The sequence below is a fragment of the Streptomyces rectiverticillatus genome, assembly GCF_013394065.1.
Lineage (GTDB): Bacteria > Actinomycetota > Actinomycetes > Streptomycetales > Streptomycetaceae > Streptomyces > Streptomyces rectiverticillatus.
On record NZ_CP040752.1, the window covers coordinates 5,986,593 to 6,006,794 of the forward strand.

Sequence of the window (20,202 nt, forward strand, 5' to 3'; positions counted from 1 at the left end):
TCATGGCCAATGTCGTCCGCGCCGCTCTGGTCCAGGCCACCTGGACCGGCGACACCGAATCCATGCTCGCCAAGCACGAGGAGCACGCCCGCGCGGCCGCCGCCCAGGGCGCGCAGGTGATCGGATTCCAGGAGGTCTTCAACGCCCCCTACTTCTGCCAGGTGCAGGAGAGCGAGCACTACCGCTGGGCCGAGCCCGTCCCCGACGGGCCCACGGTCCGCCGGATGCAGGAGCTGGCCCGCGAGACCGGCATGGTGATCGTCGTCCCCGTCTTCGAGACCGAGGGCCCCGGCTTCTACTACAACACCGCCGCCGTCATCGACGCCGACGGCCGCTACCTCGGCAAATACCGCAAGCACCACATCCCCCAGGTCAAGGGCTTCTGGGAGAAGTACTACTTCGCCCCGGGCAACCTCGGCTGGCCCGTCTTCGACACGGCCGTCGGCAAGGTCGGCGTCTACATCTGCTACGACCGCCACTTCCCCGAGGGCTGGCGCCAGCTCGGCCTCAACGGCGCCCAGCTCGTCTACAACCCCTCGGCCACCTCCCGCGGCCTCTCCGGCTACCTCTGGAAGCTGGAGCAGCCCGCCGCAGCCGTCGCCAACGAGTACTTCGTCGCCGCCATCAACCGCGTCGGCCGCGAGGAGTACGGCGACAACGACTTCTACGGCACCTCCTACTTCGTCGACCCCCGCGGGCAGTTCGTCGGTGACGTGGCGAGCGACACCAAGGAGGAACTCCTCGTCCGCGACCTGGACTTCGGCCTCATCGACGAGGTCCGGCAGCAGTGGGCCTTCTACCGCGACCGCCGGCCCGACGCCTACGACGGGCTGGTCCGGCCATGACCTCCGCACCCGGGCCCGGCGGCCCCCCGGCCACCCACCTGCACGCCCGGCACCGTGCGGTGATGCCCGAGTGGCTCTCCCTCTACTACCGCGAGCCCCTGGAGCTCACCCACGGCGAGGGCCGCCACATCTGGGACGCCCACGGCCGGCGCTACCTCGACTTCTTCGGCGGCATCCTCACCACCATGACCGCCCACGCCCTGCCCGAGGTCACCAAGGCCGTCTCCGAGCAGGCCGGGCGCATCCTGCACACCTCCACCCTCTACCTCGACCGGCACATGGTCGAGCTCGCCGAGCGCATCGCCGCCCTCTCCGGCATCCCCGACGCCCGCGTCTTCTTCACCACCTCCGGCACGGAGGCCAACGACGCGGCGCTCCTGCTGGCCACCGCCCACCGCGGCTCCAACCAGATCCTGGCGATGCGCAACAGCTACCACGGCCGCTCCTTCTCCGCCGTGGGCATCACCGGCAACTCCGCCTGGTCGCCCACCAGCCTCTCGCCCCTCCAGACCCTCTACGTCCACGGCGGGGTGCGCAGCTCCGGCCCCTACGCCCACCTGTCCGACGCCGCCTTCACCGCCGCCTGCGTCGCCGACCTCGAGGACATGCTCGGCCAGACCCACGGCCGGGTGGCGGCCCTGATCGCCGAACCGGTACAGGGCGTCGGCGGGTTCACCTCCCCGCCCGACGGCTTCTACGCCGCGTTCCGCGAAGTCCTCGCCGCCCGCGGCATCCTCTGGATCACCGACGAGGTGCAGACCGGCTGGGGCCGCACCGGCGACCACTTCTGGGGCTGGCAGGCCCACGCCGAGCACGGCCCGCCCGACCTGCTCACCTTCGCCAAGGGCATCGGCAACGGCATGTCGATCGGCGGCGTCGTCGCCCGCGCCGAGGTCATGAACTGCCTCGACGCCAACTCCATCTCCACCTTCGGCGGCAGCCCCGTCACCATGGCCGCCGGCCTCGCCAACCTCACCCACCTCCTGGAGCACGACCTCCAGGGCAACGCCCGCCGGGTCGGCGGCCTGCTCATCGAGCGGCTCCGCGCCGTCACCGCAGGCTTCCCCGTCGTCCGGGAGGTGCGCGGCCGCGGCCTGATGATCGGCATCGAGCTGGTCGAGCACGACGGGTCACCTTCGCCCGAAGCGGCCTCCCTCGCCCTCGAACTGGCCAGGGAGGAAGGCCTGCTGATCGGCAAGGGCGGCCGCGAGGCCAACGTCCTGCGCATCGCACCGCCGCTGTCGCTCACCATCGCCGAGGCGGAGGAGGGGGCCACCGCCCTGGAAACCGTGCTGCAGCAGGTGCAGTTCACCATCGCCGGAAAGGAACGGCCATGACCACGACGGCCATCCGCGGCGGCCTCGTCATCACCGCCGCGGACGAGACCCGCGCCGACGTCCTCGTCGAGGACGGCAAGGTCGCGGCCCTCGCCGCGTCCGGCAGCGCCTTCGCCCGGGGCTGGCACGCCGACCGCACCCTGGACGCCACCGGGAAGTACGTCATCCCCGGCGGTGTCGACGCCCACACACACCTCGACTTCCCCTTCGGCGGCACCGCCTCCTCCGACGACTTCGAGACCGGCACCCGGGCCGCCGCCTGGGGCGGCACCACCACCATCGTCGACTTCGCCGTCCAGAGCCGCGGCCGGGCCCTGCGCGAGGGCCTCGACCACTGGCACGCCAAGGCCGCCGGCCGCTGCGCCGTCGACTACGCCTTCCACATGATCCTCTCCGATGTGAACGAGGGCTCCCTGAAGGAGATGGACCTCCTCGTCGCCGAAGGGGTCACCTCCTTCAAGCTCTTCATGGCCTACCCGGGCGTCTTCTACAGCGACGACGGGCAGATCCTGCGCGCCATGCAGCGCGCCGCCGGCAACGGCGGGCTGATCATGATGCACGCCGAGAACGGCATCGCCATCGACGTCCTCGTCGAACAGGCCCTCGCCGCCGGGCACACCGACCCCCGCTACCACGGCGAGGTCCGCAAGGCACTGCTGGAGGCCGAGGCCACCCACCGGGCGATCCAGCTCGCCCGCGTCGCCGGCAGCCCCCTGTACGTGGTGCACGTCTCGGCCGAGGAAGCCGTCGCCGAGCTCGCGCAGGCCCGCGACAAGGGCCTGCCCGTCTTCGGCGAGACCTGCCCGCAGTACCTCTTCCTGTCCACCGACAACCTCGCCGAGCCCGGCTTCGAGGGCGCGAAATACGTCTGTTCCACACCGCTGCGCCCCCGCGAGCACCAGGCCGCCCTCTGGCGCGGCCTGCGCACCGACGACCTCCAGGTCGTCTCCACCGACCACTGCCCGTTCTGCTTCTCCGGCCAGAAAGAGCTCGGCCGCGGCGACTTCTCGAAGATCCCCAACGGCCTGCCCGGCGTCGAGAACCGCATGGACCTCCTGCACCAGGCCGTCGTCGACGGCCACATCACCCGCCGCCGCTGGATCGAGATCGCCTGCGCCGCCCCCGCCCGGATGTTCGGCCTCGCTCCGCACAAGGGCACCATCACCCCCGGCGGTGACGCCGACATCGTCATCTACGACCCGCACGCCGAGCAGACCCTCTCGGCCGCCACCCACCACATGAACGTCGACTACTCCGCCTACGAGGGCAAGCGCGTCACCGGACGCGTCGAGACCGTCCTCTCCCGCGGCGAAACCGTCATCGAGCAGCGGAAGTTCACCGGCCGCGCCGGCCACGGCCGCTACGTCCCCCGCGCCACCTGCCAGTACCTGACGTGAGACGCAACGACGCACCACGTATGACGTTATGACGTAAGGAGCACCGCCGTGGACTTCGGCCTCGTCCTGCAGACCGACCCGCCCGCCACCGCCGTCGTCGACCTGATGCGCCGCGCCGAGCGCTCAGGCTTCCGCTACGGCTGGACGTTCGACTCCGCCGTGCTGTGGCAGGAGCCGTTCGTCATCTACAGCCGCATCCTGGAGCACACCGAGCGGCTCGTCGTGGGGCCGATGGTCACCAACCCCTCCACCCGCACCCCCGAGGTCACCGCCTCCACCTTCGCCACCCTCAACGACATGTACGGCAACCGCACGGTGTGCGGCATCGGCCGCGGGGACTCCGCGATGCGGGTGGCCGGCCGCAAGCCCAACACCCTCGCCTCGCTGCGGGAGTCCATCCGCGTCATCCGCGACCTCGCCGAGGGCCGCGAGGCCGACGTCGGCGGCACGGCGCTGAAGTTCCCCTGGATCCGGGACGGCAGGCTGCCCGTATGGATGGCGGCCTACGGGCCGAAGGCCCTCGCCCTCGCGGGCCAGGAGGCCGACGGCTTCATCCTCCAGCTCGCCGACCCCTTCCTCACCGAATGGATGATCAAGCACGTGCGGGACGCCGCCGCCGAGGCCGGCCGGGACCCGGCCGCGGTCAGCATCTGCGTCGCCGCCCCCGCCTACGTCGGCGACGACCTCGCCCACGCCCGCGAGCAGTGCCGCTGGTTCGGCGGCATGGTCGGCAACCACGTCGCCGACCTGGTCGAGCGCTACGGCGAGCACTCCGGCCTGGTGCCCGAGGCCCTCACGGCCTACATCGAGCAGCGCCACGGCTACGACTACAGCCACCACGGCCGGGCCGGGAACCCCTCCACGGACTTCGTGCCCGACGAGATCGTGGACCGCTTCTGCCTCCTGGGCCCCGTGGCGGCCCACCGTGAACGGCTGGAGCACCTGCGCGACCTCGGCGTGGACCAGTTCGCGGTCTACGCCATGCACGACGCGAAGGAGGCGACCATCGACGCCTACGGCGAGCACCTGATCCCGGCGCTGAGCTGAGCCGAGCCGAGCCGGGCCCGGCAGGCCTCGCCCGCCGGGCCCGGCGCCGTCCACCGGATCCGCCCCACCCGATCCGCCGGAGGCTTACGGCACGCGCGCCGTCCACTCCGGAGAGGAGAACTTCACCGCCGCCAGCTCCTGTGCCCGCGCCATCTCCTCGGGGGTGACCGAGCCGGCCGTGAGCCCGTAGCGGCCCCGGAAGGACTCGATCATCTTCTCGATCACGTCGGCACGCGCCAGCCCGGTCTGACGGCGCAGGGGGTCGACGCGCTTCTTCGCGCTCTTCGTCCCCTTGTCCGACAGCTTCTCCTTGCCGATGCGCAGCACGTCCAGCATCTTGTCCGCGTCGATGTCGTACGCCATCGTCACGTGGTGCAGGACGGCCCCCGCGCTGCCCACCAGCCGCTTCTGCGCCGCGCCCGCGATCTTCCCCGACTCGGTGGCGATGTCGTTGAGCGGCTGGTACCAGGCCTTCACGCCCATGCCCTCCAGCGCGCCCAGCACCCAGTCGTCCAGGTAGGCGTAGCTGTCGGCGAAGGACAGGCCCTGCACCAGGGCGTCCGGCACGCACAGCGAGTAGGTGATGGTGTTGCCCGGCTCGATGAACATGGCCCCGCCGCCGCTGATCCGGCGCACCACCGTCATCCCGTGGCGCTCCGCGCCCTCCGGGTCCACCTCGTTGCGCAGCGACTGGAAGCTGCCGATGACCACCGCGGGGGAGCCCCACTCCCACACGCGCAGGGTCGGCGGCCGCCGACCGGCCGCCACCTCGGCCGTGAGCACCTCGTCCAGCGCCATGTGCAGCGCGGGGGACTGGGGCCCGTCGTGGATCAGCTGCCACTCGTAGTCGGTCCAGTCCGTGGCCTGGGCCAGGGCCCGGCGCACCGCCACGCCCACCGCCTCGGAGGAGAAACCGAACATCACCGTGCCCTCCGGCAGGGCCGCGTCGATGCGCGCCGCGAGCTGCGGGGCGGTCAGGTCGGCGGGCGCGCCCTCCAGGGCGCGGTTGATGTCGAGGAGCGCCTCGTCGGGTTCGAGGAAGAAGTCCCCGCCCACCCGTACGTCGCGCAGCACCCCGTCGGCGACGTCCAGGTCGACGACGACGAGCTTGCCGCCCGGCACCTTGTATTCACCGTGCACGGCGCATCCTCCAGCTTGTTTTCCCCGGCCGGCCCGGCTGCCGGCAGCGGAATCAACCGTAACGCCGCGCCCTGTGCGGACGGCCCTCGGACGGACGGCGCACGGATCCCCCGCAGGCGGTATTGCGCACCGGCGGGTGGATCTGCCTTTCTGGACGCCATGTTCACCACCCGGCCCACCCTGCAGGGCACCTTCGGCATGGTGTCGACCACCCACTGGCTGGCCTCGCAGTCCGCGATGGCCGTACTGGAGAGCGGCGGCAACGCCTTCGACGCCGCCGTCGCCGCCGGATTCGTCCTGCACGTCGTCGAGCCGCACATGAACGGCCCGGCCGGCGAGGTGCCCGCCGTGTTCGCGCCGGCGGGCGGCCCGGTGCAGGTGCTCTGCGGCCAGGGCCCGGCGCCCCGGGGCGCGACCATCGCGCACTACCGCTCGCTCGGCCTCGACCTGGTCCCCGGCACCGGCCCCCTCGCGGCCGCCGTGCCGGGCGCGTTCGACGCCTGGATGCTGCTCCTGCGCGACCACGGCACCAAGCCGCTGGCCGACGTCCTCGCGTACGCCATCGGCTATGCCGAGCACGGCCACGCGCCCGTCGAGGCCATCGGCCGGACCGTGGCCACCGTCCGCAAGATCTTCGAGACGGAGTGGACGTCCTCCGCCGCGCTCTACCTGCCCGGCGGCCGCCCGCCGGCCCCCGGCACGCTCCTGCGCAACCCCGCGCTCGCCGCCACCTGGCGCCGCCTGCTCGCCGAGGCCGATGCGGGCGGCGGCAGCCGGGAGCAGCGCATCGACGCGGCCCGCCGCGTCTGGCGCGAGGGCTTCGTCGCCGAAGCGCTCGTGGCGGCGGCGGCGCGCCCGACCCTCGACACCTCCGGCGAGCGCCACACCGCGCCGCTGACCGGCGACGACCTCGCCGGCTTCCGCGCCGGCTACGAGGAGCCGGCGTGCCACGACTGGAACGGCTGGACCGTCTGCAAGCCCGGCCCCTGGTCGCAGGGCCCGGTCCTCCTGCAGCAGCTCGCCCTGCTCGACGGGCCGCCGGACTACGGCACCCCGGAGTACGTCCACACCCTCATCGAGGGCGGCAAGCTCGCCATGGCCGACCGCGAGGCCTGGTACGGCGACGCCGCCGACGTCCCGCTGAAGGCCCTGCTCTCCGAGGGCTACAACGCCGCCCGCCGCGCGCTGATCGGCGACCTCGCCTCGTACACCTTGCGCCCCGGCAACCCCGAGGGCCGCAGGCCGCGCCTGGCCCGGCAGGTCGTCGCCGCGGCGGAGCGGACCGCCCCGGCCGCGGCGGGCGCGGGCGCGGGCGAGCCGACCGTCACCGTCAGCGGCGCGACCCGCGGCGACACCTGCCACCTCGACGTCGTCGACCGCTGGGGCAACATGATCTCCGCGACCCCCAGCGGCGGCTGGCTGCAGTCCAACCCCGTCGTCCCGGAGCTCGGCTTCCCGCTCGGCACCCGCCTGCAGATGGCGTGGCTCGAACCCGGGCTGCCGGGCTCCCTCACCCCCGGACGCCGCCCGCGCACCACCCTCACCCCGTCCATGGCCCTGCGGGACGGCGAGCCCGTCCTCGCCTTCGGCACCCCCGGCGGCGATCAGCAGGACCAGTGGCAGCTGCACTTCTTCCTCGCCGTCGCCCTGCGCCCGCCCGTGCGCGGCGGCCTGGACCTGCAGGGCGCGATCGACGCGCCCAACTGGCACCAGGACTCCTTCCCCAGCTCCTTCTACCCGCGCACCATGAGTCCCGGAGCGGTCGTCGTCGAGCGGCGGATGGGCGAGACGGCGATCGGGGAACTGCGTCGGCGGGGTCACCGGGTGACGGTGGCCGAGTCGTGGTCGGAGGGACGGCTGTGCGCGGTGGCGCGCGATCCGCGCACGGGCGTGCTGTCGGCGGCGGCCAATCCGCGCGGCATGCAGGGGTACGCGGTGGGCCGCTGACGGGGCGGCGCGGCGGGCGGTGGGGACGCCCCGGCCGACGGCAGGGGCCCGTGTGCACCGGGTGCACACCGCGGGGTTCACCGGGGGGACATCCGGGGGACGCCGGCCCGCCACCGATTGTCGGTGGGGCATGGTTCGATGGACACATGCTCGAAGACTTTCTCGCAGGTGATCTGACCGACGTCGAGGAGGCGGTCCGCAAGGCGGCCGCCGCCGAGATCATGCCCCGCTTCCGGCAGCTCGCCGAGGACGAGATCGTCCAGAAGAACGGCCCGCACGACCTCGTCACCGTCGCCGACCGGCGCGCCGAGGAGCACCTCGCCGCCGCCCTCACGGCCCTGCTGCCCGGCTCGGTCGTGGTCGGCGAGGAGGCGGTGCACGCGGATCCGGGCGTGCTCGGCGCCGTCGGCGGCGACGCACCCGTGTGGATCGTCGACCCGGTCGACGGCACCCGCCAGTTCGTCCACGGCGAGCCCGGCTTCGCCACGCTCGTCTGCCTCGCCCACCGCGGCGAGCTCCTCGCCTCCTGGACGTACGCGCCCGCGCTCGACCTGATGGCCGTCGCTCGCCGCGGCGCCGGGGCCCGGCTGGGCGGCGAGCCGCTCAGCGCCGGCTCGCCCGCCCCGGGCAAGGTCCTGGAAGTGGCGATCTCCCACTACGACTTCACCGACGACGAGCAGAAGCGCGTCCTGTCGGCGCTCGCCACGGAGGGCGTCGCGCCGCGCCCCTGCGGCTCGGCCGGCCTGGAGTACCTCAACGTGGCGCGGGGCGTCATCGACGGCCTCGCCTTCAGCTGGGAGAACCCCTGGGACCACGCCGCCGGGCTGCTGCTGGTCGCCGAGGCGGGCGGGGCGAGCGGGACGGTCGCCGGGGAGTCCTTCCGCATAGCCGGCGGCAACGCCCTCCCCTTCGCCGCTGCGCGGGACGAGGCGACGCTCCGTCATATCCTGGACCTGCTGGCGTCCGCCGGCTGATCCCGAGGACGAGGGGAGTGGCGTCCGGTGCCGACCATGCTCGACGCCGTCGTCGTAGGTGCCGGGCCCAACGGGCTCACCGCCGCCGTGGAGCTGGCCCGGCGCGGCCTGTCGGTGGAGGTCTTCGAGGCCGCCGGTGGCGTCGGCGGCGGCGCGCGGACCGAGGAGCTCACGCTGCCCGGCTTCCGGCACGACCCGTGCTCCGCCGTGCACCCGCTGGCCGCGGGCTCGCCCGCCTTCGCCGCCATGCCGCTGGCCCGGCACGGCCTGGAGTGGGTGCACCCCGAGCTGCCCATGGCGCATCCCTTCCCGGACGGCACGGCCGCCGTCCTCGCCCGCAGCGTGGGGGAGACGGCGCACTCCTTCGGGCCGCGCGACGCCGGGGCGTACCGGCGCCTCGTCGAGCCCTTCCAGGGCAGGTGGGAGACGCTCGCGGCCGATTTCCTGCGCACCCAGTGGGACGGCCTGCCGCGCGACCCCCTCCTCTACGCCCGCTTCGGCCTGGCAGGCATCCAGCCGGCGTCCCTGCTGGCCCGCCGCTTCCGGGACGAGAAGGCGGCGGCCCTGATCGCGGGCCTCGCCGCGCACGGCATCGCCCCCCTCACCGGCCCCGGCACCGGCGGCATGGCACTGATCTTCGCGCTGGCCGCGCACGCGGGCGGCTGGCCGGTGCCGCGCGGCGGCTCCCAGTCCATCGCCGACGCCCTGGCCTCGTACCTGCGCGCGTGCGGCGGCACCGTGCACACCGGCTTCGAGGTCAAGCGCCTGGACGACCTGCCGCCCGCCCGCGCCTACGTCTTCGACACCTCGCCCACCGCCCTCGCCCGGATCGCGGGCCTCGGCAACGCCTACCGCGGCTACCGCTACGGCCCCAGCGTCTTCAAGATCGACTATGCGCTGTCGGGCCCCGTGCCGTGGACGGCGCAGGAGGCCCGCCGCGCCGGCACGGTCCACATCGGCCCGACGTACGGCGAGATCGACGCCGCCCTCGACGCCGCACTGCAGGGCCGGGACCCGTCGGTGCCCTTCCTCATCACCGCCCAGCCCAGCCTCGTCGACCCCACCCGCGCGCCCGAGGGCAAGCACACCTTCTGGGTGTACGGGCACGTGCCGAGCGGCTGGGAGGGCGACGCCACCGAGGTGATTGAGCGTCAGATCGAGCGCTTCGCCCCCGGCTTCCGCGACCTCGTCCTGGCCCGCGCCACGGCCGGCCCCCCGCAGCTGGCCGCCCGCAACGCCAACTACGTGGGCGGCGACTTCGCCATCGGCTCCGTGGCGGGCCTGCGCCTCATCATCCGGCCCAAGCTCGCCCGCGTGCCCTACGCCACGGCCCACCCGGCCGTCTTCCTGTGCTCCTCCGCCACTCCGCCCGGCCCCGGCGTCCACGGCATGTGCGGGCACCACGCGGCGAAGGCGGTGTGGCGGAGGCTGCGTACGCGCTAGGCGGGCGCCGTGCGGGCCGCTCAGGCGGCGCCCGGCAGGTCCGCCAGGATCCCGTTCCGTACGGCGACGGCGTCGGTCCCCAGCTTCCGCAGGACGCCGCCCGTCATCTTGTCGTCCGGATCGAGGATGCCCAGGAGGACGTGTTCCGCGCCGATGTGGCGTTCCTTGCGGGCCAGGGCCTCGCGCAGGGAACGGCTCAGGGCCTTCTTCGCGCGGGGTGTGAAAGGGATGTGGCCCTGCCGGCCGGCTTCGTTCCGGCGGCGGCCGAACGGCAGGATCCGCCGCCGCTCCTCCGGCGGACCGGGCCGGTCCAGGGCCCCCGGCCCGAACGTGCCCTCGGCCTGCGCCCGTACGGCCTCCAGGTCGATGCCGAAGGCGCGCAGCGCCTCCGCGTCGTCCGTACCGAGGGCTCCGGCGGGCGCGAGCGCCCTCCGGCACGTCTCGGGCGTGATGCCGAACCGGGCCAGCGTGGCGACTCCGGGCGCCCCGTCCTGCATGAGGACGCCGAGCAGCAGGTGCTCGCTGCCGATCCACGCATGGCCCAGCGTGCGGGCCTCCTCCTGCGCCTGTACGACGGCGACACGCGCATCCCGGGTGAACCGTTCGAACATGCCTACCTCCTGGCGTGTTTCTTGTGCACTGCCTGCCTGCTGACTCCGAGCGCGGCCCCGATCTCCTCCCAGGACCAGCCCTGCCGGCGCGCGCTGTCGACCTGCAGCGCCTCCAGGCGCTCGACGAGCCGCCGCAGCGCGGCGACGGCGCGCAGGCCCACGTGGGGATCGCTGTCCATGGCGGCCTCGGTGGTGCCGACCGCGTCCTTCGCATCCGTTCCGGCCATGCTGTCAACTTTGGATGACAGGCGCAGAGGTGTCAACCGTCGTTGACGGATGGGTTCAGCGGGCGCTTGAAGTAGCTCCACGGGAAGGAGTCCGTACCGACCTGGGTCCACCCGTCCGCCTCCAGGCGCCGCCGGCGCCCGGCGACCGCGAGCGGGACGCGGCGGTACTCCCACTGCCGGTCGGACGCCTCCACCGCGTGGTAGAGCGGGCCGAACTCGACCAGCTCCCAGCGGTCCAGGCCCGCTTCGGTGAGGGCGGCCATCTCGTTGAACGCGGTCAGCGGGGTGAGGATCCGGCGCTCGGGGGACGCCTCGGGGACGGCGGCGCCCTTGGCGGCGAAGCGCTGCTGCGCGGCCTGACGGCTCACGCCCAGCAGGCGTCCGATGGTGTCCCAGCTGTGCCCCGCGGCCCGGGCGCCCTGCACGGCCTCGCGCAGCAGCCGGCTCGTCTCCTCGGCGCCGGTCCGGGTGGCCGCCACCAGGCGCAGATAGCCCTCCGGGTCGTGCTCCAGGGACTCGGCGAGCCCTTCCGGTGCGCCGAGTACGGCGCCGGCGACGGCCTCGCGGATGCGGGTCTCCTCCTCCGGGCTGAGCAGTTCCGCGCCGCTCATCGCCCACTGCCTTCGCGAACGTCCGGCTGCAGCGGCGCATCCGGCCGCAGTGGGTCGAGGGCGTTGAGGGTGTCCTCGTCACGCTGGAGCCGCTCGGTGCCGGTTTCGATCGCCTCGGCCGCGGCTTGGGCGGACGCCAGGCCGAAGAGCGCCCCCATGCCGGCGATGAGCGCGATCTCGGCGCCGATCAGGCAGAAGAACGGCACGTCGCCGAGGTCTTCGGCCAGCGTGAGCGCCAACGTGATCAGGGCGATGGCGGGGAACAGGGTCGCGAGGGCGACGTTGACGTAGGCGGGCTGGGATACGGCCGCGGGCCGCTTCGGCGTGATCATGGTGTCAAGGTTTCCTTGACGCCCGACCTTTGTCAACATTTTCTTGACGTGTTGTTCGAGGTTCGTGGCGGGAGTACAGGCGGGCCGGTGTCCGCCCGGCGACGGGCGTCCTGTGGATCTGTCGATATTCCGGGCCCGTCGCCGGACGCCGGTGAGCGGGCCATCGAGCTAATGATTTATCGACTTTTCGGCGCGTCATTCCAATGGCGTCGTTTTTTATGCCCGGGGCTCCTTCGCGCGAGTGAATGTGAAGGCGGCATCCGGGCCAAGGGCCGGACTCGCCTCGTGAGTGTGCGTCCACGGCTGTGTTCCTGTGCCATTCCGGGTCCCTGGGAGTGAAAGGAGCGATATGTCGCTAAAACAGAGACGGGCCGGGGTCTTTGTGGCAGGAAGCGGAGTCGTCGCGCTGGGCGTGCTGTTCACGTTCTGCGCGTCGGCGGGCGCGGGGGTGTCCGACGGCAACGGAGACGTGCGCGGTGGAGTGCCGGGTGAAGTGATCTCGCGGCTCGGCCAGAAGGTGCGCAAGAGCCCTGCGCTCTCCGCGCCGGTCGTCGGCAGTTACGGGGCCGGAGCGCACGTGCTCATCGCGTGCCAGGCCGCCGGAGGGCGGGTGCAGGGTGACGGGCTCTGGTACCGGCTGGCCGACGGGCGGGGGTGGCTGAGTGCTCACTACGTCCAGGTGTCCGGGCTGGTCCCGGTCTGCAAGGGAGGCGGAGGCGGGAGCTCCGGCAAACCAGCGGGTGCCAAGGGGCAGAAGGGCGGCCCGAAGGGGCAGAAGGGAGACGCGGGGCACGGCGGCCCGGCGGGTCCCGCGGTTCCTGCGGGAGCGCCGGACCCGAAGGAGGCACCCGGGACTGCCGGTCCCGCGGGCGGGACGAGCCCGCCCGCCGCCGCGGGAGGCAAGGACAGCCCCGGTTCGACGGGTCCCGCCAGGCCCGCCGTGCCCGTCAGGCCTGCCGCGCCTGCCAAGCCCCCCGGTCCCGGCAAGCCCGCTGCGCCGGTCAAACCCGCCGGTGCCGCCAAACCCGCCAAGGTCACCAAGCCCACCAAGCCCACCAAGCCCACCAAGCCTGCCAAACCCACCGGCGCCACCAAGCCGAGCGGACCGGTCGGCCCCGTCGGCTTCACGGGCCTGCCGGACGTCCCCGGCGCCTCCGGCCGGATGCAGACCGTCGTGCGGGACTACACCGTCCCGCCGATGTCCCTCCGTCAGCTGCTGAGGAGCCCCACGTGCCCCGACGGCACACGGATCGCCGGAGGCGGCTACTTCCAGCCCGGCGGCCGGGTCGGCGGTGTGGAGACGGTCGACGCGTACCCCAGCGTCACCGGGAACGTCTATCTGGTGGGCGTGAACAACACGAGCCCCGCCGCCGTCGACCTGCGGGTCTTCGCCGTCTGCCAGCCGGTGGCCTGACCGGGGGCGGCGGAGCGGCGGCGGTGAAGCGGCGGCAGTGGAGCGCCGGCAGTGAAGCGGCGGCGGCCCGTCCGGCATGGCGGGCCGCCCGCCCTCCGCTCCGCGCACCCGGCCGGGCTCACCGCCACGGCAAGTAATTGACCCACAGGTCAAAAAGTCATACGGTCTCCCCATGGGAAGACCCAAGCAGTTCGACCCGGACGTGGCCGTCGGCAAGGCCATGGACGTCTTCTGGCGCAAGGGCTATGCGGCCACCACGCCGCAGGACCTCGTCGACGAGCTCGGCATCGGCAAGGGCAGCCTCTACAACGCCTTCGGCAGCAAGCACGCCCTGTTCGAGCGCTCGCTGGAGCGCTACCGCGACACCCAGTCGGCGGCGCTGGTGGAACTGCTCGACCAGCCGGGCCCCGTCCGGCCGCTGCTGCGCTCCGCGCTGGAGCTGCTGATCGAGACCGACCTCGGTCCGGCCGGCCGCCGCGGCTGCTTCGCCGTCAACACCGCCACCGAACTCGGGGGCAGGGACGACGCCTCCACCGAGCTCGTACGCCGCATGTTCGAGCGCACCGAGGGCGCCTTCAAGGCGGCCCTCGAGCGCGGGCGGCGCACGGGCGAGTTCGCCCCGGACCGGGACGCGGACGCGGCGGCGAGCCTGCTGCTCGCGGCGCTCGTCGGGATGCGGGTCATCGCCCGGGCTCAGGGCGGCAGGGAGCGGCTGGGGCGCATCGTGGACGCGGCGCTCGACGCGCTCTGAGGCGCGCTCTCCGGGGTCCTCGGGGGCCTTCAGGGGCGGCGGCCCTTCCCTCGGTTCTGCTGCGGTTCGGCTTACCCATATTTTGTACTTATAGGTAAAGAAAGAGTGCTCTCATGGATCTCCACCTCAACGGCAAGACCGCCCTCGTCACCGGCGCCAGCCGCGGCATCGGCCTCGCCACCGTCCGGTCGCTCGCCGCCGAGGGCGTACGGGTCGTCGGCGCCGCCCGGACGATCACCCCCGAGCTGAAGGAGGCCGCCACCGCGGCCGTCGCCGTGGATCTCAGCACCCCCGACGGAGGGCGCCGGCTCGTCGAGCAGGCGGTCGCCGGGCTCGGTGACGGGATCGACCTGCTGGTCAACAACGTCGGCGGCGGCGACGAGGTCGTGCTCGGCGGGTTCCTCGACTCCGAGGACGCCGAGTTCCAGGCGAACCTCGACCTCAACTTCCTCAGCGCCGTGCGCGTCAGCCGCGCCGCCCTGCCCTCCCTGGTCGAGCGGCGCGGGTCCGTCGTCAACGTCTCCTCCATCAATGCGCGGCTCCCCGCCGCCGGCCCCGTCGCCTACAGCGTGGCCAAGGCCGCGCTCACCGCGTTCGGCAAGTCCCTGTCCGAGGAGTTCGGGCCGCGGGGCGTGCGGGTCAACACCGTCTCGCCGGGCGTGGTCCGCACGGCGATCTGGGAGGACCCGGAGGGGTTCGGCAGCAAGGTGGCCGCGGCGGCCGGGGTCGACCACGCCGAGTTCCTGGAGCAGCTCCCGGAGCGCTTCGGCATGGCCAGCCCGCGGATCACCGAGCCCGGCGAGGTCGCGGCCCTGATCACCTTCCTGCTCTCCGACGTGGCGGCCAACATCAACGGCGCGGACCACGTCATCGACGGCGGCACGGTGAAGACCGTCTGACGCACCGTCCGGACCGAGTGCCGGTCCGGACGGAGTGCCGCGCCGCGCGGTCCGGCCGCGGGCCCTAGCTCCGCGGCCCGTCGCCCTGCTGCTGGCCGTCGTCGCGGTCGTCGCGCTCGCGGGCGCTCTCCGCGACCCGGCGCAGCCGCGGGTGGCGCACCGGGCCCGGGGCCCGCTCCTCGATCGCGTCGCCGACCATCGTCCGCAGCGCGTCCCGCAGCCCGTGCATGGCGTGGTGCCGGGCCGGGCCCGCACCCGGGTCCTCGCGCAGCTCCGTCATCAGCGACCAGCACAGCGCCAGCATCACCAGCACGAACGGCAGCGCGACCAGGATCGTCGCCGACTGCAGCGACTGCAGCCCGCCGGCCACCAGCAGGACCGCCGCCACCGCCGCCATCAGCACCCCCCACGTCACCACCAGCCACGTGCGCGGGTGCAGTGCGCCCCGGCTGGAGAGCGAGCCCATCACCAGGGACGCGGAGTCCGCGCTGGTGATGAAGTACGTCATCACCAGCGCCATCGCGATCCACGAGGTGAGCGTCTCCAGCGGCAGGGTGTCCAGCAGCGCGAACAAGGACGCCTCCGCGCCGTCCTTGACGGTCCCGGCCATGTCGGCCGCGCCCGTCATGTCCAGCCGCAGTGCGCTCCCGCCCATCACGCAGAACCACACGACCGTCGCCCCGCTGGGCACGAGCAGCACGCCGACGAGGAACTCGCGGATCGTCCGCCCGCGCGAGATCCGGGCGATGAAGGTGCCGACGAACGGCGCCCACGACAGCCACCACGCCCAGTAGAAGATCGTCCACGCGCCGAGCCACTTGGAGTCGGTGAACGCGCCCGTACGGGTCGCGAGCGTCAGCAGGTCGTGCAGATAGCCGCCGGTGGCCGCGGGGATGGTGTTGAGGACGAAGACGGTGGGGCCGAGGAGGAAGACGAAGAGCATCAGGCAGGCGGCCAGCGCGATGTTGAGCGTGCTGAGCCACTTCACGCCCTTGTGCAGCCCGGAGAACGCCGACAGCACGAACGCGGCCGACAGCCCGCCGATGATCACCAGCTCCAGGGACTTGGTGTCCTGCACGCCCGTCGTGATGTTGAGGCCCTTGGCCACCTGGAGGGCGCCCAGGCCCAGGCTGGTCGCCGTGCCGAACACGGTCGCGAAGACCGCGAGCAGGTCGATCACCCGGCCCGGCCAGCCCGCCGCCCGCTCCTCGCCGAGCAGCGGCACGAACGCCGAGCTCAGCCGGTTGCCGCGGCCCTTGCGGAAGCCGGCGTAGGCGAGCGCGAGCCCGGCCATGCCGTAGATCGCCCACGGGTGCAGGGTCCAGTGGAAGAACGAGTACTCCAGCGCCGTGCGGGCCGCCGCGGGCGTGTTCGCCGTGACGCCGCTGCCCGGCGGCGGGGAGACGAAGTGCAGGAGCGGCTCGCCGACGCCGTAGAACATCAGGCCGATGCCCATGCCCGCGCTGAACATCATCGCGATCCACGCGAGGTTGCTGAACTCGGGCTGGTCGTCGTCCCGGCCGAGCCGGATCCGGCCGAAGCGGCTGAAGGCGATGACCACGCACAGGGCGAGGAAGACGTCGGCGGCGATCACGAACAGCCAGGCGAAGTTGGACAGCACCCAGTTCAGCGCCGACTTCGTCACCCGGTCGAAGGAGTGCTTGCCCAGCGCCGCCCACGCGACGACCGCGAGCACCGCGGCGCCGCCGATCGCGACCAGCGCCGGGTCCGGGGGCTCCTCCACGCCGCCCGGAGCGGCAGGGGAGGGTGGGTCGGCCGGATCGTGCGCATCGGTGCTCATGACGCCCCACTATGGCCGGAAGAGTACGGAATCGGGCGGACTGGCACGCCGTGCACGGGCATGGGCAAGGGCTGATCCGCCCCGGTAGGGTTCAGGCCGCGCGGCCCTGCGAGGGCGGGCCGGGCCCGATGCGAGGGGTGGCGCGCGATGACGGACGCAGTGCGGGTGCTGATCGCCGCGGACAAGTTCAAGGGGTCCCTGACGGCCGCCGAGGTCGCCCGGCACGTCGCCGCCGGGCTCCGGCGCGGCGCGGACGCCGCCGGCCGGCGGCTCGCCGTCAGCGAGCTGCCCGTTGCCGACGGCGGTGACGGCACGGTCGATGCCGCCGTGGCGGCCGGGTTCGAGCGCCGCGAGGTGCGGGTGACGGGGCCGGCGGGGGATCCGGTCACCGCCGCGTTCGCGCTGCGCGGCGCCACCGCCGTCGTGGAGATGGCCGAGGCGTCCGGGCTGCGGCGGCTCCCCGGCGGGGTCCCCGCGCCCCTTACGGCCACCACCTACGGCACGGGCGAGCTGCTGCGGGCCGCGCTCGACGCGGGGGCCCGCACGGTGATCCTCGGGATCGGCGGCAGCGCCGGCACGGACGGCGGGGCCGGGATGCTGAGCGCGCTCGGTGCGCGGCTCCTCGACGCGTCCGGCACGCCGGTCGGCCCCGGCGGCGCGGCCCTCGCCGGCCTCGCCACGGCCGACCTCTCCGGCCTCGACCCGCGGCTGCGCACCACGGCCCTGGTCCTTGCGAGCGACGTCCGCAACCCCCTGACCGGCCCGGCGGGCGCCGCGGCCGTCTACGGCCCGCAGAAGGGCGCCGGAGCGGACGACGTGGCCGTGCTGGACGCCGCCCTCGCGCACTACGCCGCCGTGCTCGACGGCGGCGCGCTCGCGGGCGCGCCCGGCGCCGGTGCCGCGGGCGGGCTCGGGTACGGGGCGCTGGCCGGGCTCGGCGCGGGCTTCCGGCTCGGCATCGAGGTCATGCTCGACGTCCTCGGCTTCGCCGACGCCCTGCAGGACGCGGACCTCGTGATCACGGGCGAGGGTTCCCTGGACGCCCAGACCCTCCACGGCAAGGCGCCCGCGGGGGTGGCCGCGGCGGCCCGCGAGCGCGGCGTGCCGGTCGTGGCGGTCTGCGGCCGCCTGGCCCTGGAGAACTCCGCGCTCCAGGGCACGGGCATCGGCCGCGTGTACGCCCTGACGGACCTGGAGGCGGACCCGAAGCGATGCATGACCCTGGCGGGCCCGCTACTGGAACGCCTCGCGGAACGCATCGCGGGGGACTGCCTCCCGTAGGCACGACCGGTGGGTACGACCCGTAGGCACGACCCGTAGGTACGGCACCGCCGGCCACGTCCGGTGGGGGTTGCGCGCCGCCGCGACGGGAAGTGAGAGGCCTGGCCTCTCGACCCTGCCACTCCTCGGCGGAGGGGAGATCCGGGCCTCGCGCCCGGCTCGCGGCTTTGCCGCAGGCGGAGCGCCCCCGCCGCAGCGGGAGCGAGATGCCGGTCCTCTCGGCCGGTCCCGCGTCTCTGCCGCAAGCAGAGAAAATCCGCCGCCGCGGCGCGCAACCCCCACCGGCGGTGCCCGGCCTGCCTCAGGGCGTCCCCCGGGGTTGGGGTACCCCCCGCTGGGGTGAGGAGGCGAGGCCTTTCGGCCCTGCCGCTGGGCGGAAGCGGGAGCCGGTCCTCTCGGCCGGCCCCCTACCTCTGCCGCGGGCGGAGAAACCCGCCGCCGCGGCGCGCACCCCCCACCGGAGGTGCCCCCCGGGGGACGGAAAACGCCGAGTGGGGTGGTCCCGAACCCGGAGGTTCGGGACCACCCCACTCGTGGTCACCCCGCGACGCAGTCGCTACGGCAGCTGCGTCGCCCTCGCCTCGCGGCGGTTGTCGCGGAACGTGTTCACCCGGCGCGCCGTGGCGAACAGGGGGATCACCGCGCCCAGGACGACCTGGAGCGCACAGCCCGTCTGGAGCAGGAGCTCACCGCCGGGCGCGTCGAACGCCCAGGCCGCCAGCAGGCCCATGCTGAGCACGATCCAGCTGAGCATCGCCACCGCGAGGCGCCCCCGCGGCTTCGGGTACTCGACACGGCTCACCATCAGCCACGCCACGCCCACGATCGCCAGCAGCGTCGGGACGAAGGGCAGCTCCAGCAGCACGATCGAGACGACGGTCAGCGCCCCGAAGGGGCTGGGCATGCCCTGGAAGATGCCGTCCCGCAGTGTGACGCACGAGAAGCGCGCCAGTCTCAGGACGACCGCCAGCAGGACCACCACCGCGGCCACGGCCGACACCCGCTGGTGGGCGTCGTCGGCGACCATGCCCCACACGACCACGAAGTACGCCGGGGCGAGCCCGAAGCTGATCAGGTCGGAGAGGTTGTCCAGCTCCGCGCCCATCGCCGAGCTGCGCAGCTTGCGCGCCACGAGCCCGTCGAAGAGGTCGAAGACGGACGCCAGCAGCATCAGTATCACCGCGGTGGCCGCGCTGTGGCGGGCCATGCCGCCGTCCTCGTTACCCGTGAGGTGGGGGATGAGGACGCCGGTGGTGGTGAAGTACACCGCCATGAACCCGCAGATCGCGTTGCCCAGCGTGAGCGTGTCCGCTATTGAGAGCCGCGTGGACAGCGGCATGTCCTCCGTGTCCTCGGCCTCGTCGGCCTCGGGCACCCAGGATGCCTCTTGATCAATCACGGTCAAGGCGTGTCACCCCCGCCGTGGTCTTCTGGCCGACCTCCACCGCGACCTCGACGCCCTCCGGGAGGTAGATGTCGACGCGCGAGCCGAAACGGATCAGACCGATCCGCTCACCCTGCTCCACCTTGGTGTCCGCGGTGAGGTAGGGCACGATCCGCCGGGCGACGGCACCGGCGATCTGCACCATCTCGATGTCGCCGAGCTCGGTGTCGAAGTGCCAGACGACGCGCTCGTTGTTCTCGCTCTCCTTGTTGAACGCGGGAACGAAGCCGCCGGGGATGTGCTCGACCGACGTCACGGTGCCGGCCAGCGGGGCCCGGTTGACGTGGACGTTCAGCGGGCTCATGAAGATGGCGACGCGGGTCCGGCCGTCCTTCCACGGCATGATGCTCTGCACCACGCCGTCGGCCGGGGAGATGACCCGGCCGCTCGCGATCTCGCGATCGGGATCGCGGAAGAACCACAGCATGCCCGCCGCGAGCGCGGTGGTGGGCACGGCCAGCGCCGCCCAGCGCCCGGAGCGCCGGGCGCGGGTGAGGCTGACCGCCGCCGTGGCGACGGTCGGAAGAAGCCACGGCGATGCTCCGCGCGCGAGGCGTACGCCGGCGAGGCTGTCGCGATGTGCAGAGGAAGAGCTGTGGGGCATGGGTGACCTTCGTAGCGGAGGGTGCCGCGAAACGATTGGGGGACGGCGGCTTTCCGGGGATGCTATCGGTTGCGACCGGCAACTGGCTAAGCGCCAG

The 20,202-nt window shown here is 73.4% G+C and carries 19 protein-coding genes; 11 read left to right on the forward strand and 8 right to left on the reverse strand.

What is annotated here, in order from left to right; all coding sequences use genetic code 11:
• Positions 1-2 precede the first annotated feature (2 nt).
• The 4 genes from FGW37_RS26055 to FGW37_RS26070 are packed head-to-tail and all read left to right on the forward strand — an operon-like array spanning position 3 to position 4,626.
• Positions 3-845: a nitrilase-related carbon-nitrogen hydrolase gene (locus FGW37_RS26055; protein ID WP_179083268.1), complete on the forward strand. Its 843-nt coding sequence runs from the start codon at positions 3-5 to the stop codon at positions 843-845.
• Positions 842-2,182, forward strand: a complete 1,341-nt coding sequence (locus FGW37_RS26060; RefSeq protein WP_179083269.1) for an aspartate aminotransferase family protein — start codon at positions 842-844, stop codon at positions 2,180-2,182. The genes FGW37_RS26055 and FGW37_RS26060 overlap by 4 nt, the downstream gene beginning before the upstream one ends.
• Positions 2,179-3,579, forward strand: coding sequence for a dihydropyrimidinase (gene hydA / locus FGW37_RS26065; protein ID WP_179083270.1), 1,401 nt, complete (start codon positions 2,179-2,181; stop codon positions 3,577-3,579). Before FGW37_RS26060 ends, hydA begins: the two co-directional genes overlap by 4 nt.
• Before the next feature lie 48 nt (positions 3,580-3,627).
• The gene (locus FGW37_RS26070; protein ID WP_179083271.1) at positions 3,628-4,626 is read left to right on the forward strand and encodes a TIGR03842 family LLM class F420-dependent oxidoreductase; all 999 of its coding nucleotides are present in this window, start codon (positions 3,628-3,630) and stop codon (positions 4,624-4,626) included.
• An 84-nt stretch (positions 4,627-4,710) separates the two neighbouring features.
• On the opposite strand, the gene lplAB is transcribed toward FGW37_RS26070, so the two are convergent.
• A complete protein-coding gene (lplAB, locus tag FGW37_RS26075) occupies positions 4,711-5,766 on the reverse strand; it encodes a lipoate-protein ligase LplAB (RefSeq protein ID WP_179083272.1) in 1,056 nt (351 codons plus the stop codon).
• A gap of 159 nt (positions 5,767-5,925) precedes the next feature.
• On the opposite strand from lplAB, the gene FGW37_RS26080 reads away from it, so the two are divergent.
• The 3 genes from FGW37_RS26080 (at position 5,926) to FGW37_RS26090 (ending at position 10,130) form a co-directional block, all read left to right on the forward strand.
• Entirely contained in the window at positions 5,926-7,713 is a 1,788-nt protein-coding gene (locus FGW37_RS26080; protein WP_179083273.1) for a gamma-glutamyltransferase family protein, read from the forward strand.
• A gap of 146 nt (positions 7,714-7,859) precedes the next feature.
• Entirely contained in the window at positions 7,860-8,687 is an 828-nt protein-coding gene (locus tag FGW37_RS26085; RefSeq protein WP_179083274.1) for an inositol monophosphatase family protein, read from the forward strand.
• Positions 8,688-8,714: 27 nt separating this feature from the next.
• On the forward strand, positions 8,715-10,130 hold the full coding sequence (locus FGW37_RS26090; RefSeq protein ID WP_246430574.1) for a phytoene desaturase family protein: 1,416 nt from the start codon (positions 8,715-8,717) through the stop codon (positions 10,128-10,130).
• Between the two features lie 20 nt (positions 10,131-10,150).
• Here the strand turns inward: FGW37_RS26090 and FGW37_RS26095 are convergent, their stop codons facing one another.
• Genes FGW37_RS26095 through FGW37_RS26110 form a run of 4 tightly spaced genes read right to left on the reverse strand, consistent with a single transcriptional unit; the run spans position 10,151 to position 11,911 of the window.
• Positions 10,151-10,741, reverse strand: a complete 591-nt coding sequence (locus FGW37_RS26095; protein ID WP_179083275.1) for a Clp protease N-terminal domain-containing protein — start codon at positions 10,739-10,741, stop codon at positions 10,151-10,153.
• A 2-nt stretch (positions 10,742-10,743) separates the two neighbouring features.
• Positions 10,744-10,968 (reverse strand): helix-turn-helix domain-containing protein, encoded by a 225-nt coding sequence (locus FGW37_RS26100; protein ID WP_058042480.1) that lies wholly within the window; start codon positions 10,966-10,968, stop codon positions 10,744-10,746.
• A 32-nt stretch (positions 10,969-11,000) separates the two neighbouring features.
• Positions 11,001-11,579, reverse strand: a complete 579-nt coding sequence (locus FGW37_RS26105) for a hypothetical protein (RefSeq protein WP_179083276.1) — start codon at positions 11,577-11,579, stop codon at positions 11,001-11,003.
• On the reverse strand, positions 11,576-11,911 hold the full coding sequence (locus tag FGW37_RS26110; RefSeq protein WP_179083277.1) for a hypothetical protein: 336 nt from the start codon (positions 11,909-11,911) through the stop codon (positions 11,576-11,578). The genes FGW37_RS26105 and FGW37_RS26110 overlap by 4 nt, the downstream gene beginning before the upstream one ends.
• Positions 11,912-12,293: 382 nt before the next feature.
• On the opposite strand from FGW37_RS26110, the gene FGW37_RS26115 reads away from it, so the two are divergent.
• From FGW37_RS26115 to FGW37_RS26125, 3 genes are all read left to right on the forward strand, one after another.
• Positions 12,294-13,325 carry a collagen-like domain-containing protein gene (locus tag FGW37_RS26115; protein ID WP_179083278.1) on the forward strand — a complete coding sequence of 344 codons (1,032 nt, stop codon included), beginning with the start codon at positions 12,294-12,296 and terminating at the stop codon, positions 13,323-13,325.
• 172 nt (positions 13,326-13,497) lie between these two features.
• Positions 13,498-14,076, forward strand: a complete 579-nt coding sequence (locus FGW37_RS26120; protein WP_179083279.1) for a TetR/AcrR family transcriptional regulator — start codon at positions 13,498-13,500, stop codon at positions 14,074-14,076.
• 113 nt (positions 14,077-14,189) lie between these two features.
• Positions 14,190-14,975, forward strand: a complete 786-nt coding sequence (locus FGW37_RS26125; RefSeq protein WP_179083280.1) for an oxidoreductase — start codon at positions 14,190-14,192, stop codon at positions 14,973-14,975.
• Positions 14,976-15,039: 64 nt separating this feature from the next.
• Here the strand turns inward: FGW37_RS26125 and FGW37_RS26130 are convergent, their stop codons facing one another.
• Complete coding sequence (locus tag FGW37_RS26130; protein ID WP_179083281.1) at positions 15,040-16,776, reverse strand: BCCT family transporter; 1,737 nt, start codon at positions 16,774-16,776, stop codon at positions 15,040-15,042.
• A 147-nt stretch (positions 16,777-16,923) separates the two neighbouring features.
• Here FGW37_RS26130 and FGW37_RS26135 point away from each other — a divergent pair, with 147 nt between their 5' ends.
• A complete protein-coding gene (locus FGW37_RS26135; protein ID WP_179083282.1) occupies positions 16,924-18,057 on the forward strand; it encodes a glycerate kinase in 1,134 nt (377 codons plus the stop codon).
• A gap of 556 nt (positions 18,058-18,613) precedes the next feature.
• On the opposite strand, the gene pssA is transcribed toward FGW37_RS26135, so the two are convergent.
• The gene (gene pssA / locus FGW37_RS26140) at positions 18,614-19,462 is read right to left on the reverse strand and encodes a CDP-diacylglycerol--serine O-phosphatidyltransferase (RefSeq protein ID WP_179083283.1); all 849 of its coding nucleotides are present in this window, start codon (positions 19,460-19,462) and stop codon (positions 18,614-18,616) included.
• Positions 19,449-20,105: a phosphatidylserine decarboxylase gene (locus FGW37_RS26145; protein WP_179083284.1), complete on the reverse strand. Its 657-nt coding sequence runs from the start codon at positions 20,103-20,105 to the stop codon at positions 19,449-19,451. Before FGW37_RS26145 ends, pssA begins: the two co-directional genes overlap by 14 nt.
• Positions 20,106-20,202 lie beyond the last annotated feature (97 nt).

Bases quoted from the DNA above. Each gene is read 5' to 3' on its own strand.
- FGW37_RS26135 (WP_179083282.1), top strand. From the start codon at position 16,924: ATGACGGACGCAGTGCGGGTGCTGATCGCCGCGGACAAGTTCAAGGGG.
- FGW37_RS26060 (WP_179083269.1), top strand. From the start codon at position 842: ATGACCTCCGCACCCGGGCCCGGCGGCCCCCCGGCCACCCACCTGCAC.
- FGW37_RS26055 (WP_179083268.1), top strand. From the start codon at position 3: ATGGCCAATGTCGTCCGCGCCGCTCTGGTCCAGGCCACCTGGACCGGC.
- FGW37_RS26095 (WP_179083275.1), bottom strand. From the start codon at position 10,741: ATGTTCGAACGGTTCACCCGGGATGCGCGTGTCGCCGTCGTACAGGCG.
- FGW37_RS26120 (WP_179083279.1), top strand. From the start codon at position 13,498: ATGGGAAGACCCAAGCAGTTCGACCCGGACGTGGCCGTCGGCAAGGCC.
- FGW37_RS26125 (WP_179083280.1), top strand. From the start codon at position 14,190: ATGGATCTCCACCTCAACGGCAAGACCGCCCTCGTCACCGGCGCCAGC.
- FGW37_RS26080 (WP_179083273.1), top strand. From the start codon at position 5,926: ATGTTCACCACCCGGCCCACCCTGCAGGGCACCTTCGGCATGGTGTCG.
- FGW37_RS26145 (WP_179083284.1), bottom strand. From the start codon at position 20,105: ATGCCCCACAGCTCTTCCTCTGCACATCGCGACAGCCTCGCCGGCGTA.
- FGW37_RS26100 (WP_058042480.1), bottom strand. From the start codon at position 10,968: ATGGCCGGAACGGATGCGAAGGACGCGGTCGGCACCACCGAGGCCGCC.
- FGW37_RS26110 (WP_179083277.1), bottom strand. From the start codon at position 11,911: ATGATCACGCCGAAGCGGCCCGCGGCCGTATCCCAGCCCGCCTACGTC.
- FGW37_RS26105 (WP_179083276.1), bottom strand. From the start codon at position 11,579: ATGAGCGGCGCGGAACTGCTCAGCCCGGAGGAGGAGACCCGCATCCGC.
- FGW37_RS26085 (WP_179083274.1), top strand. From the start codon at position 7,860: ATGCTCGAAGACTTTCTCGCAGGTGATCTGACCGACGTCGAGGAGGCG.
- FGW37_RS26130 (WP_179083281.1), bottom strand. From the start codon at position 16,776: ATGAGCACCGATGCGCACGATCCGGCCGACCCACCCTCCCCTGCCGCT.
- hydA (WP_179083270.1), top strand. From the start codon at position 2,179: ATGACCACGACGGCCATCCGCGGCGGCCTCGTCATCACCGCCGCGGAC.